The sequence below is a fragment of the Spirosoma taeanense genome (assembly GCF_013127955.1).
Lineage (GTDB): Bacteria > Bacteroidota > Bacteroidia > Cytophagales > Spirosomataceae > Spirosoma > Spirosoma taeanense.
Map to the genome: position 1 here is coordinate 2,091,280 of NZ_CP053435.1, position 12,957 is coordinate 2,104,236.

At 54.5% G+C, this 12,957-nt stretch carries 9 protein-coding genes; 3 read left to right on the top strand and 6 right to left on the bottom strand.

What is annotated here, in order from left to right; all coding sequences use genetic code 11:
* Positions 1 to 354: 354 nt before the first annotated feature.
* From clpB to HNV11_RS08875, 3 genes are all read right to left on the bottom strand, one after another.
* Positions 355 to 3,006, bottom strand: a complete 2,652-nt coding sequence (clpB, locus tag HNV11_RS08865; protein ID WP_171739321.1) for an ATP-dependent chaperone ClpB — start codon at positions 3,004 to 3,006, stop codon at positions 355 to 357.
* 315 nt (positions 3,007 to 3,321) lie between these two features.
* Positions 3,322 to 4,281, bottom strand: coding sequence for a tryptophan-rich sensory protein (locus HNV11_RS08870; protein ID WP_171739322.1), 960 nt, complete (start codon positions 4,279 to 4,281; stop codon positions 3,322 to 3,324).
* Positions 4,282 to 4,366: 85 nt separating this feature from the next.
* Complete coding sequence (locus HNV11_RS08875; RefSeq protein WP_171739323.1) at positions 4,367 to 5,431, bottom strand: SDR family NAD(P)-dependent oxidoreductase; 1,065 nt, start codon at positions 5,429 to 5,431, stop codon at positions 4,367 to 4,369.
* A 165-nt stretch (positions 5,432 to 5,596) separates the two neighbouring features.
* Between HNV11_RS08875 and HNV11_RS08880 the strand changes: the two genes are divergently transcribed.
* Positions 5,597 to 6,148 carry a DUF4136 domain-containing protein gene (locus HNV11_RS08880; protein ID WP_240163871.1) on the top strand — a complete coding sequence of 184 codons (552 nt, stop codon included), beginning with the start codon at positions 5,597 to 5,599 and terminating at the stop codon, positions 6,146 to 6,148.
* Positions 6,149 to 6,221: 73 nt separating this feature from the next.
* Here the strand turns inward: HNV11_RS08880 and HNV11_RS08885 are convergent, their stop codons facing one another.
* The 3 genes from HNV11_RS08885 to xseB form a co-directional block, all read right to left on the bottom strand.
* Positions 6,222 to 7,262, bottom strand: a complete 1,041-nt coding sequence (locus tag HNV11_RS08885) for an SDR family NAD(P)-dependent oxidoreductase (protein WP_171739324.1) — start codon at positions 7,260 to 7,262, stop codon at positions 6,222 to 6,224.
* A gap of 152 nt (positions 7,263 to 7,414) precedes the next feature.
* On the bottom strand, positions 7,415 to 8,776 hold the full coding sequence (locus tag HNV11_RS08890) for a DUF937 domain-containing protein (protein WP_171739325.1): 1,362 nt from the start codon (positions 8,774 to 8,776) through the stop codon (positions 7,415 to 7,417).
* A 136-nt stretch (positions 8,777 to 8,912) separates the two neighbouring features.
* Positions 8,913 to 9,101, bottom strand: a complete 189-nt coding sequence (xseB, locus tag HNV11_RS08895) for an exodeoxyribonuclease VII small subunit (protein ID WP_171739326.1) — start codon at positions 9,099 to 9,101, stop codon at positions 8,913 to 8,915.
* 180 nt (positions 9,102 to 9,281) lie between these two features.
* On the opposite strand from xseB, the gene HNV11_RS08900 reads away from it, so the two are divergent.
* Both HNV11_RS08900 and HNV11_RS08905 read left to right on the top strand, forming a co-directional pair.
* Positions 9,282 to 12,077, top strand: coding sequence for a TonB-dependent receptor domain-containing protein (locus HNV11_RS08900; protein WP_394353878.1), 2,796 nt, complete (start codon positions 9,282 to 9,284; stop codon positions 12,075 to 12,077).
* 177 nt (positions 12,078 to 12,254) lie between these two features.
* Positions 12,255 to 12,956: a DUF4405 domain-containing protein gene (locus tag HNV11_RS08905; RefSeq protein WP_171739327.1), complete on the top strand. Its 702-nt coding sequence runs from the start codon at positions 12,255 to 12,257 to the stop codon at positions 12,954 to 12,956.
* Position 12,957 lies beyond the last annotated feature (1 nt).

The following is a 12,957-nucleotide window of genomic DNA, read 5'->3' on the forward strand; positions in this document are numbered from 1 at the left end:
CGGCTAACTAATCAATGGCAGCGTTCGTGTCGATCAAACAGCACTCGCTTATTCGTTACGCATCTCTTCAGGTTGACAATAGAGATCTGCAGCAACCTCTGGAAAAGGACTCTCCGAAACTGCTCCGACAGTTTATGTTTTGGCGGCTCTGTAAACTTCAACTTTTACGCAATTAGTTGGATAACATTCTGTTTTTCAGGGCCACGTAACAAAGAAACGACCTTCTTGTCTAAAACTTCAACATGTCGCGTTTGGATACGCGTCAATTTCTATCAATTTATAGATGTCCGCCGATAAACAAAACGCCCGGTACTCATCAGAGCCGCCGGGCGTCTTATTATCTATCCGTTTACCTTACTCTAAAACCGGCACAACCTTGTCGAGGTTGTAGAAGATGATGTCTTCTTTGCCGTTTTCGTCTTCGTTGAGCATCATGCCCACAATGGCGTTCTTTTGAATCCGGCCCGCCAGAATCTCTTTCGAGAGGGCGTTAAGGATGCGCCGTTGCATGACGCGCTTCAGCGGACGAGCACCAAACTGCGGGTCGAAGCCTTCGCGGGCGATGAAGTCGAGTACTTCGGTATCGGCTTCGAGGGTGATACCCTGCTCGGCCAGACGATGCTGAATCTGCCGGAACTGAATGTCCATAATCTTGCGAACCTCACGCTTGGTCAGCGGCTGGAACATCACCAGTTCGTCAATCCGGTTCAGGAACTCGGGCCGTACGGTCTGCTTCAGCAACTCGAACACTTCTTCTTTCGTGTCCTCAATAATCTGGTCGGCGTTCCGGTCGTTGATGTCTGCGAACCGCTCGCGGATGATGTGCGAACCGATGTTCGAGGTCATGATGATGATCGTATTCTTGAAGTTGGCAACCCGGCCTTTGTTGTCGGTCAAACGGCCATCGTCGAGCACTTGCAACAGGATGTTGAACACGTCGGGGTGCGCCTTCTCAATCTCGTCGAGCAGAATCACGCTGTATGGCTTCCGGCGCACGGCTTCGGTCAACTGACCACCTTCGTCATAGCCGACGTATCCCGGAGGAGCACCGATCAGCCGGCTCACGGCATGACGCTCCTGATACTCCGACATATCGATCCGCACCAGGGCGTTCTCGTCGTTAAAGAGGAACTCAGCCAGGGCCTTCGCCAGTTCGGTTTTACCCACGCCCGTTGTACCGAGGAAGATGAACGAACCAATCGGCCGTTTGGGGTCCTGCATACCGGCCCGGCTCCGACGCACAGCATCCGACACCACCGCAATAGCTTCCTCCTGACCCGCTACGCGTTTGCCCAGCTCGGCTTCGAGGAACAGCAGTTTGTCGCGCTCCGACTGCAACATCCGGCTTACCGGGATGCCGGTCCACTTGGCTACCACCTCCGCAATGTCCTCAGAGGTTACTTCCTCCTGCAGCATCCGGTCGGCGGCACCGTCGGGTTGTTCGGCGTTAGTGAGCTGTTTCAGGCGGTTCTCAATTTCGGGAATACGACCGTAACGAATCTCGGCTACTTTGCCGTAATCACCCGCCCGTTCGGCCTGCTCGGCTTCAATACGTAACTGGTCCAGTTGCTCTTTCAGCGTCCTGCTTTCGTTGACCGATTCTTTCTCGGTTTCCCAGCGGGCTCGCAGTTCGGTGCGCTGCTCGTTGAGGTCAGCAATCTGCCGACTCAGCTGCGTTTCTTTTTCCTTATCGTTTTCACGCCGGATAGCCTCCCGTTCGATCTCCAGCTGCATAATCCGCCGGTTCAGCTCGTCGAGTTCCTCTGGTACTGAGTCGATCTCCAGGCGTAGCTTGGCAGCCGCTTCGTCCATCAGGTCAATGGCTTTGTCGGGCAGGAACCGATCCGAAATGTAACGGTTCGATAGCTCGACAGCGGCAATTACCGCGTCGTCCTTGATGCGAACGCCGTGGTGCAGCTCGTAGCGCTCCTTGATACCGCGCAAAATGGAGATGGCATCCGGTACGTCCGGCTCATCGACCATAACGGCCTGAAACCGGCGTTCGAGGGCTTTATCCTTCTCAATGTATTTCTGATACTCTTTCAGCGTAGTGGCGCCAATGGCATGGAGTTCGCCACGGGCCAGGGCAGGTTTGAGCAGGTTAGCCGCATCCATAGCGCCCTCGCCACCACCGCCCGCGCCGATGAGCGTGTGAATCTCATCGATGAAGAGCACGATTTCGCCGTCGGAGTCGGTCACTTCCTTAATGACCGCCTTCAGCCGCTCTTCAAATTCACCTTTGTACTTGGCACCGGCCACCAGCAGACCCATATCGAGCGACATGATGATCTTCGACTTCAGGTTTTCGGGTACGTCGCCCTGCACGATACGCTGGGCCAGCCCTTCCACAATGGCCGTTTTACCGACGCCGGGTTCACCCAGCAGCATCGGGTTGTTTTTTGTCCGGCGGCTCAGAATCTGGAGCACCCGCCGGATTTCTTCATCGCGTCCAATGACCGGGTCAATCTTGCCCGCACTGGCGCGTTCATTCAGGTTAATACCGTACCGCTCCAGCGATTGGTAGGTTGCTTCAGCGTTTTGGTCTTTCACGGGGTTATTTTTGCCACGCAGTTCGCGAATGGCGTCTTTTAACGTCTTTTCAGTAAATCCAATATCTTTCAATAAGGTTGCGACGGCGTCCTTGCCGCCCACAAGCCCGAGCAGCATCATTTCGACGCTGACGTATTCATCGCCGAAATCCTTCATCTGGCTCTGCGCACGCTGGAGAGCTGCGTTCAGATCGTTGCCAAGATAAATACCCTGCTGATTGTTTCCCGATACGACTACCTTCGGGTAGCCATTCACAATGGCGTCCAGAGCCATCGTCATGCGGGTAATGTCCGTGCCGAGTTTCTTCGCCAGAAACCCAACGGTATTGGGGTCTTCTTCCAGAATGGCCTTCAGCACGTGACCCGTTTCGACGGTCTGCTGCTGATTGCCCTGCGCCATCTGAGCCGCGTGCTGCACGACCTCCTGCGCTTTGATCGTATAATTGTTAAAGTTCATGGCTTAGGTTGCAATTGTTACGTCTGCCTACATAGTAACAAATCCTAAGCCATGTGGTTATTTCGGACATTTTGACCGGGAAAGCGCATATTTGTTTGCCAATTGTGTCATCCTGTCGTAGTGGAGTTCGGAGTCAATGATCAGTGGATAAAACGTTGGGGTAGGAACCTCAGCCCCGCTAGGGGCGATCTGTTCATAGAAAATCGCCATTCAATCTAACAAAGCTCCATTAGGAGCGGCATGTTGATGCCGTAAAAAATGCATTGCTATATTAAAGCTATAAGAAAAGCCGCCCTAAGGAGCGGCTTTCGCGATTTAATCCAGACTCTCGGCCTCGATGGGGTCCATGCGTTCGCGTTCCAGGTCAACTGCGGCCTGCCGGCCTGAATACACATCGCCCGGATTGGGCTGGTAATCCATCACGACAGCATCCGCATCTATGTCTACCACGGAGCGTTCGAACTCGCGGAATTTGCCTTTTGGGAGCCAGTAAGCCAGCAGGCCCGCGTAAACTGCAGCTAACCCGGCGGCTGTCCAGCCCACAAGCGGGTGCCGGTCCCATTGCCGACTGGCGATACCGCCAAAGCCAGCTACGAACGGCACCATATACCAGGGGTCGTTCAACTGGCGGGCGATGACGTAACCGGCTCCGGCAGTGGCACCGAGAATACCGGCTGCCAGCGGTTCGTCGCGTTCTTCATTGGGTTCCCACCAGCCCAGCGTCAGCAGGGTATCCGGCGTACCGACAACGGTCGCAGCCGTAAGCCAGCCAGCGTAAAGACTAACCGGAATGCGCAGGTATTTCTCTGGGGCCGGTACGTCGGTTTTGCCAATTCCCAGACTCTGGTGCAGGCCCAGCGCTACGGGTAGATTAAGTTTGGTTGTCAGGTCTGAAATGACCACGCTTTGGGCATCATTCTGTGAAAAGAACCGGCCGAAGACCGCGTTGAGCGTCCAACTGGCCCACCACCAGGGCAGGGCCTTCTGATAGCGGGGGTTGTTGGTCTGCGAACTGAGCAACTGATGAATCAACAGCGCGCCCAGTCCCGAGTAAACCGTTGACCAGACAACGCCAAACGTCCAGCCCGCCGGAATGATTAGGTTTTGGTCGAACACCTTCTGGTACTCAACCGGCACATCATATTCCGGGGCAGACTCGTCCTGAACCTGTTCCCGATTCTGTCGGCGCGACCGCATACTCGATGTGCTGGTGTAGAGTATGCTGCCAACGGCAAAAACAGCCGTGGCAATGCGCCAGAGTGATGAGTTTTTCATAACAATTAGCCGTGGTTCACTAAGCTTGAATGCGCACTGCCACGATTTTTGAGTCGTGGCAGTGCGCATTTATTGGTACGTTGGTTTAACCAAACACATTGGCAATGGCTCTACCGGCCATCTGGCCCAGGTCCGACCATTTGTCGGCGGCTGTGTCCTTGGCCTCACTCAGGGCATCGCCAGCCTCATCGATCAGGCCGGTAGCCTTTGATTTTAACTTGCCGGCCTTATAGCGATATCGGGCTTTATCCACGGGGTCCATGTTGTTGAAGGCCGACACCAGCGCAATGCCGGCTACGACCGCGGCCGCAACGCCGACGATTGTCCAGACTGGCGTTTTTTCCTGTCCCGACTCATCTTTGGGCGTAAGCAATCGGCGCATCATGGCGGCTAACGTTTCCTGGGGCGACACGTAGGCCATCACTTCCTGCGCTTTGTTGCTCACCCCACCCGGAATCACTTTGGCTTCACCTTTCATGAGGGCCTTGTAGGCGTCTTTGGCCACCATAGCCGGATCGTCCATTGTATCCTCCACGGTCAGTTTCGGCGCTCCGGCTTCCCGGAAGAAGTTCGTTGCCGTTGCGTTGGGCATCAGGGCTGTCATGGTAACGTTCGAGTCTTTGATCTCATTAATCAGCGACTGCGTCAGATTCCAGATATAAGCCTTCGTTGCAGCATAGACAGCCATCAGCGGGAAAGGCGTAACGGCCACCAGTGAGGCCAGCTGTAAAATCCGGCCTTCGTTGCGGGCAACCATATCCTTCAGAAACAGCTTCGTCAAAAGGGTTGTAGTCAGCACATTCAGGTGGATGATCTGCTTTTCGCGTTCCCAGTTGGTTTCAGTGGCAAACAGACCGTAGGTACTGGCGCCGGCGTCGTTGACTAGGACGTTCACCGTAATGCCAGCTTCCTGAACCTGGTTATAAATGTCCTGAGCAGCGTCTTCCTCCGAGAGGTCTTTGTTGATAACCAGAATCTGCTGGGTGCCGTAGTTGCTTTTGAAGACTTCAGACAGCCGGTCGAGTTTGTCTTCGCTGCGACCAACCAGCACCAGGTTGTAGCCATCCTGGGCAAAAAGTTTGGCAAGTTCCTGGCCGATACCGCTCGAAGCACCTGTAATCAGGGCTGTTTTTCCCGTTTCTGCGTTCATACCGTTAGTGTAATTTAGAGATGTAAGTGAATAGGTAATGAACCACAGCGGCCGGAAGTTGTTTCGCGCAATGTATAGCTCGCGGGGTTTCTTTACTCAGCAGGCTAGCGTACGAGGGGGACAAATCAGGCCGGTTTTTTGTTATTTAATAAACCTTACAACGTTGTGAAGAAACTAGTAATCGCATTTTTTATAGGCGCCGTCATTACCAGTCTGGGTAGTTGCTCGCGCTATCGTATCATTCGAAATCAGACCGATAATTCCGCAACCTGGTCGTCGTACCGGACGTTCGCCTTCGTGGATACAAACCGCATCGAAGCAACTCCCCGCGATACGTATCAGGCGGCCGTCGCGCAGGTGAAACAGGCTGTTGCCAATGAACTGGCCAGGCGGGGCTATCAGCAGACAACCGACAATCCGGACCTGCTGGTTAATCTGGGTACGGTTGTGAAGGAAAAGACCCAGACGCGGCCAACAACCATTTATGAAGCTCCGCTGTACATTGGTCAGCGACGGTATTCGTGGCGAAGTCAGGACGTGCCGATAGGAACTTACCAGGAGGGAACCGTTAGTCTGCACGTAGTGGATGCGCAACGTAACGCGCTCGTGTGGGACGTCGCCGTATCGAGTGTGCTGAATCAGCGCCGGGTTACCACCGACCAGGTGAGTGAGGCTGTTGCCCGGGTCTTCGAGAAGTTTCCCGGAAAGGCCCAATAGCTGAATCGGATAGACATAAAAAAACGCGGGATAACTCATTATGGAGTTATCCCGCGTTTTTTTGTAGAATGGATCAGGCCAGCGCTTCCTCTACTTTAGCCTTGCCGTTCTGATAGGCGCCGACCACCGTATCCATAACCGAGTTCAGCGCGTCTTTTGCCGAATCTGCGGCTTGCCCGGCTTTATTGCGATACCTGGCCCGGGTAACTACATCCGTATTTTTATACATAGCCGCAACGACAAGCCCGGCGAGGGTGACGGCTGCAATACCGATCCCCAGCGCCAGCAAGGATGAATTTTTCTCCTGTTCAGCCTCGGTCCGGTCTTTCATCTGCGCGCGGGCAGCCTGGCTGACAACCGAATCGGGTAAAACCCGGAATGCGGCCGCCTGCACCTTTGTCGAGAAGCCCGCAATCGCTTTGTCTTTGCCTTTCATCAGGGCGTCGTAGCCTTCTTTGGCTACATCGGTGGGACTCATCGAGCGGGCCTGCTCCTGCGCTACCGTGTTTGACGCCCCGGCTTTGTTGAAAAAATCGGTATCCGTAGCGGGCGGCATCAGCACCGTAATCGTAATGTTAGTGTCTTTAACTTCGTTGCGCAGTGCTTCGGAAAACGAATAAATGAACGATTTCGTGGCGCCATAGACGGCCATCATCGGGTTCGGCATGATCGACGCAATGGAGCCGAGCATCAGAATCTTACCTTCGTTGCGGGCGACCATATCTTTCAGGAACAGCTTGGTCAGGTGGACCAGCGCCGTCAGGTTGACCTGGATGACGTTCAGCTCTTTCTGCAGATCGGTTTCGGTCGCAAACTTCCCGTATTCGCCAAAGCCAGCGTTATTGACCAGCGTGTTGATGGTAATGTTCTGGCGCTTAACCTCGTCGTAAATTTCCTGCGGTGCCTGCGGATCGGACAGATCTTTTTCGATAACGGTGATGGACGAAGTGCCGAATTGCTGCCTAAATCGGTCGGCAATATCCTGCAGTTTGTCTTCACTGCGGGCCACAAGCACCAGGTTATAACCGTCTTTCGCAAATAGCGTAGCCAACTCGCGGCCAATACCGCTCGATGCGCCCGTAATCAGGGCTGTTTTTCCGACGTCTGTTGTCATACTAGTTGAGTAATGAATTAACTGATTCTTTACTCAACTGGCCGGTTAGGAAAGTGTTTGGAGAAAAATGGACGAGGCACAAAAGGACGGGGCTATAGGTCAGCCGCGTAGCTGTGTCCGATAGCCCCATCTCTTCAGGTCCTGCGTGAATACTATTTTACCACTACTTTGAAGTCAATTTTGCGGAGCGTAGGGCGAGGAACACCCGACGTATCTCGGCGGCTCACGCCCGAGCCGCGCCCGATGGCGTCGATCCGTACGAAGTCAATCCCCGAAGACATAAGCTGCTGTTTGATCTGGTAAACGCGCTTGAACGACAGACTTTTATTCGTCAGTCCGCCCTGCGCATCGTTCGCATAGCCGATCAGCTGAATCTGCATTGATGGGTGGGTTTTCAGAAGCGTGGTCAGCTCGCCAATGGTTGCCTGCGACCCGGGCGTTAACGAAAGTGAACCCGGCAGAAATGACACGCCCGGCAGCGGGAAAACGCGACCTTTGGGCAGGGCGGGATTGCTCAGATAAGGGGTTAGCTGCTGAGTCAGAGCACCCGCGGCAGCGCCAGCCGGATTAGCCGCTCCCGGCGTTGTACTGGCGGGCGCGGCTGTTTTTGGGGTGGTTTTGGCGGCCATATCAACCGGTACGGCCAGCGAACGGGTAACGGTATCCGCCTGTGCCGTATCGTTGGAAATCAGCGTCTCGCTGTTCACTTCTTCGGCATCACCTGAGTAGTTCCGCGTATTCTGATAAATATAGTAACCTCCGGCGGCTACGACCAGTGCCAGCAGCGCTCCCACGCCCCATTTGGCCAGCGAACTGTTATCATTATCCAGGGTATCCGGTTCGTAACTAACAGCTGTGCGGGTAGCCGTGGCGACCGAACGGCCTGCCGGAGCCCCCCCATACGTAACCGGCCGGACCGGTGACTCAACGGCCGCTCGGCGGGCGGGGGCGGCCATACCGGAGACAACTTGTTGGAGGCCGACTTTCTCGACCAGCCGGGGCATAAACTCTTCGGGAACGGCGTTCACAAACGCTTCGCGCTCGGCAAAAAGTGACGACGCCAGCCCGTCGGCATCCAGTTTACGCTCTTTTACCTGCTTGCCCAGAACGTGCAGAACAATGGTGGTGGTCAGGCCCAGCAGCGAAATCGCTGATGAGTTTCGAATTCCCGCATAGCCCGAAATCATGGTGCCGATGGAGCTTTTCATGGCGGGCAGCAGGTGGCTAATAACGTCGTTGCCCTGCGTAATGAGCGTATTCGTCAGAGCCGGGTCGCGCAGGATGGTAGCCAGGTTATCCGTCAGGGAACCGTCGTAACGGCCTTTCTGAATATGGTTATACAGTTGATTAACGCCAATTTCGGTGGTCGTGCGTTTCATCAGACCGCCAACGACCGTATAGACAAGGCCATCGACGGCTTTGTGGGTTTTTTCCGTGGGTTCATCGACGTACACAGCAATACGCGACAGAACGTCCGGATTCAGTATTTCATTGAATGAAGCAAATAAAGTCATATAAAGTAGGCTCAATCAGGCAGTAAGCAGGTGGTACTTCTTGCATCACATCCTAAAACGCACAATCACACCTCAAGCGATAAAATTAGGCAAGGTTTGGCAAAGGTCGTATAAGACCGCCTAATAAATTCCCTTTTTATCGGCGGGGTAGCCGCTCAATGGCTTCCTGGTATTCGGTTTCAACAGCCCGTAGCCGTTCCTGGCAAAAAGTAATCAATTCGGTGGCGCGCCGGATTTTTCCGGGCAGTTCGTCGAGGGGTACCTGCTCGTTCTCAATTTCGTCTACCAGCGTAGTGAGTTGGTCGTAGGCGTCCTGATAAGTCATTGGTTCTGGATAATGATAACCGCCTGCTCAGCGGCTGTCTTTTCTCAAACATACAGCTTTCTGCGGCATCCCCCGAATTTCCCCGTTCAGTTTTCCCCATTCAGCACCTAAAAACCGGCATTCAGTAAGATTGATTTCCGGGCCCGGTCGGGTCGTCGCACCTTTGACAAGTTATTACACATGAACACAACCGACCACATGAAGGCGCTATTCTCTTCGTTACTCATCCTTAGTTCAGCCGCCTGTTTTGCGCAGACACCTGCCGGAGCAGGCTCTTCCCCGAATAGCGCAACCGTAACTACTCCAGGCAACATCACAGCGCCGGTTAGCGCTCCCCCCGATAGCCTTGGTAATCCTGCTGGTAACGCCAGACGGCGGGGTAACCCAAATGCAGCCGGGGCACCAGGCGCCACCGGCGGTGGATTTGGGCAGGCGGGTACGACGCCATCCGAAGCTGATCCCATTGCCCGTGGAAATGGCCGGGTTACCGGCGTCCTGATGGATTCAACTACCAACAAACCGGTTGAATTTGCCACAATTGCTCTCCTGAACACAACGACCAACAAGCCGATTGATGGGACCACTGCTGATGCAAAGGGAAGCTTTGCCTTGACCCGACTAGCACCGGGCAATTACCGGCTCCTTTATTCATTTATCGGCTATAAAGACAAGCGCAGCCAGGTCATTACCGTTGGTCGCGGCACCGATCTTAATTTAGGCACAATCAAACTGAGCGCCGACGTGCGGACGCTGAGCGAGGTGAATGTGGTGGGTCAGGCGGCTATGATTGAGGAGAAAGTAGACAGGCTGGTCTATAACGCCGATAAGGATCTTACGTCAAAGGGCGGTGATGCCGGCGATATTCTGCGGAAAGTACCGATGCTGTCGGTCGACCTGGATGGTAACGTCAGCCTGCGGGGCAGTAGCAACGTGCGGGTGCTGATCAACAACAAGCCATCCACCATCGTGGCCAGCAGCGTGGCCGACGCCCTGAAGCAGATTCCAGCCGACATGATCAAGACCGTTGAGGTCATCACCAGCCCCTCGGCCAAGTACGATGCCGAAGGCTCGGCCGGTATCATCAACATCATCACTAAGAAAACTACCCTGCAGGGCGCTACGCTCGACATAAACGGGGGCGTTGGTAACCGGGGGTCTAACCTGGGTCTGCACGGAAACTACCGCGTGGGGAAGATGGGCTTTAGCCTGGGCGGTTTCGGTCGAGCCGAGTATAACGTAAAGGGTTCGTTCATGAACGACCAGACAACCACTTCACTAACGAACAATACCCAGACCCGGACCATCCAGACGGCCAGCACGCTGAGTCAGCGCCTGTTTGGTAACTATCAGTTAGGCTGGGATTACGACATCAATAAAACGACCTCGCTCACGGCCAGCCTGCGTTACGGTGCCCGCAACGGGATCTTCAACCAGTACAACCTGTTTACCCAGACGTTTTCGCCGAGCAGCTACTTTCCAATCTATAACGACCGGAACGTTCAGACCAAAGACCTGTCGGGTACGGTCGATGCCAACGTAACATATACCAAGACGTATAAGCCGCAGAAGGAATTCAGTGTGATGGCCTTGTACAGCCGTAACAACCGCACGAACAACTTCGTGGCCGACATTCTGAGTGGCGCCGACTTCGAGACGATTACGGCCCGCCAGCGGAACGACAACCTGAGCTATAACCAGGAATCGACGCTTCAGGTTGATTACCAGACCCCCATCAAAACCAATCAGTTGTTCGAGTTTGGTGGTAAAGGAATTTTCCGGCAGGTGAACAGCGAATACCAGTATTACTTTGCCAACGGAGCCGAAGGCGAGTATCAGATTGATAACAGCCGCCCCGCCAACACCCTGTTCTACGATCAGAATATCGCAGCGACCTATCTGTCGTACACCCTGACGACCAAGAGTAAATTCACCATCAAAGCCGGTGCCCGCTATGAATACACGTTCATTAACGCCCGGTTCAGCAACGAATCGGCCGGGCAGGCTTCGTCTATCCCTGACTACGGTAACCTCGTACCGAGCATTAATATCTCGAAGAACATTGGCAATGGCAGAATCCTTAAGCTGGCTTATAACCGCCGGATTCAGCGGCCGGGTATTCAGTTCCTGAACCCGAACGTAAACGCGTCCAACCCGACGAACATTACCATCGGTAACCCGTACCTGTCGCCCGAGCTGACCGACAACATCGAGCTGAGCACAAGCGCGAACATCAAGGGTCTTTACCTGAACGCATCGCTGTTTGCCCGCCGGACGAATAACGAAATCACGGCCGTTCGGGACGTATCCCAGCAGTCGTTCGGCGATCCGACGAACCCCGTACTGCAGCAGGTGATCCGCACGAGCTACCAGAACGTTGGTCATCAGGATGCCTATGGTCTGAACCTGTTCGGAAACGGAACCCTGTTTTCCAAACTGCAGCTCGGTGGCGGACTTGATCTGTACCACGTAAGCCTCACCAACAACAACGCGAGCCCGATCTATTCGGCTTCCAACTCCGGATGGGTGATTGGCGGACGGGTAATGAGCAGCCTTTCGCTGAGCAATGGCTGGGGCTTCCAGCTCTTCGGGGGCGGACGCGGCAAACAGATACAACTACAGGGCTACCAGAGCGCCATGTATTTCTATAGCCTGGGGCTGCGGAAAGAGTTTAACAACAAAAAATCCAGCCTGGGGCTGGCGGCTGAGAATATTTTTAACCGACCCTTTACCCAGCGCGCTGAACTGTCTTCGCCTATCCTGACGCAGAGTTCGCAGACGAACTTCTATAATGCCGGGGTGCGGCTGACTTTCAGCCACAAGCTTGGTAAAATGAGCTTCGACCAGCCGCAGCGTCGCCGGAAATCGATCGAGAACGATGACATGAAGGGGGGCGACAACGGCGGTAATGACGCTGCTCCGCAGCAGACAACTCCGGCCGGTGGCAACAGTGGTGGCGGCCGTCCCCGATCGAAATAAACCCTTACTGATATAGTGAGTAGTGGCCCAATTGATGAATTAGAATAGGTTGAAGGTAATCCCTCCTGCACTTGCGGGAGGGATTCCTACTTTCAGGGCCAGGCTGTTGAGAAAGAAGGCTAAACCCATGTATAAATCCGTTTGCTCGTCTATCTTGCCGGGCAATTTTTATCTGCTATGAAATCAAAACACCTTGTCAGTCTTTCGGTCGCGCTCGTTTTTCTGGTTCTGGCCATAACAGGCCTGCTGATTTATTTTGGTCAGGGAACACATGCTGTTGAACATATCCATGCCTGGTTCGGTATCCTGTTCGTCACTGCTGCCGTGTTCCATATCGTCAATAACTGGTCGTCGCTAACGGCCTATGCCCGGGAACGCCGGACGGGCGGTATCCGCCGGGAGTTTGTGCTGCCCGCCATTGTAGCCGTCGTCTTTACGGTCGGTATTGCCGCGAACCTGCCCGTGTTTGACAAACTGGCTAATGCCGGCAAGAATCTTGTCCGGGGCGACAGACCGCGTGGGGGCGGGCCGCTACCCCAACCCGCTGTTGACTCGATTGCCCGGGCTACCGAAGTGGCCTATGCTAAAGCGATCAGCGCCAGCGATACGGCTGCCCTATCAACTGTTGTCGCCGATAAAGCGGCAGTCCGGATGCCCAATGGAACGCTGGTGAGTGGGCGAGAGGCTCAGCCGGGTGATAGTTCACCGTCAGACTCCCTGAGTCATACTGTTGACCGCGCAGAAGCCCTGGATGACAATGTCATTGTGGTGTATGGTACCGCGAACGGCGCAAAAGCTGGTCAGTCATTCTTTACGCACGTGCTGAAGAAACAGGAGAATCGCTGGCAGATCGCAGCCGTTCAGATGGCGCATCCGTAGG

Bases quoted from the DNA above. Each gene is read 5' to 3' on its own strand.
- clpB (WP_171739321.1), bottom strand. From the start codon at position 3,006: ATGAACTTTAACAATTATACGATCAAAGCGCAGGAGGTCGTGCAGCAC.
- HNV11_RS08870 (WP_171739322.1), bottom strand. From the start codon at position 4,281: ATGAAAAACTCATCACTCTGGCGCATTGCCACGGCTGTTTTTGCCGTT.
- HNV11_RS08875 (WP_171739323.1), bottom strand. From the start codon at position 5,431: ATGAACGCAGAAACGGGAAAAACAGCCCTGATTACAGGTGCTTCGAGC.
- HNV11_RS08885 (WP_171739324.1), bottom strand. From the start codon at position 7,262: ATGACAACAGACGTCGGAAAAACAGCCCTGATTACGGGCGCATCGAGC.
- HNV11_RS08890 (WP_171739325.1), bottom strand. From the start codon at position 8,776: ATGACTTTATTTGCTTCATTCAATGAAATACTGAATCCGGACGTTCTG.
- xseB (WP_171739326.1), bottom strand. From the start codon at position 9,101: ATGACTTATCAGGACGCCTACGACCAACTCACTACGCTGGTAGACGAA.
- HNV11_RS08900 (WP_394353878.1), top strand. From the start codon at position 9,282: ATGAACACAACCGACCACATGAAGGCGCTATTCTCTTCGTTACTCATC.
- HNV11_RS08905 (WP_171739327.1), top strand. From the start codon at position 12,255: ATGAAATCAAAACACCTTGTCAGTCTTTCGGTCGCGCTCGTTTTTCTG.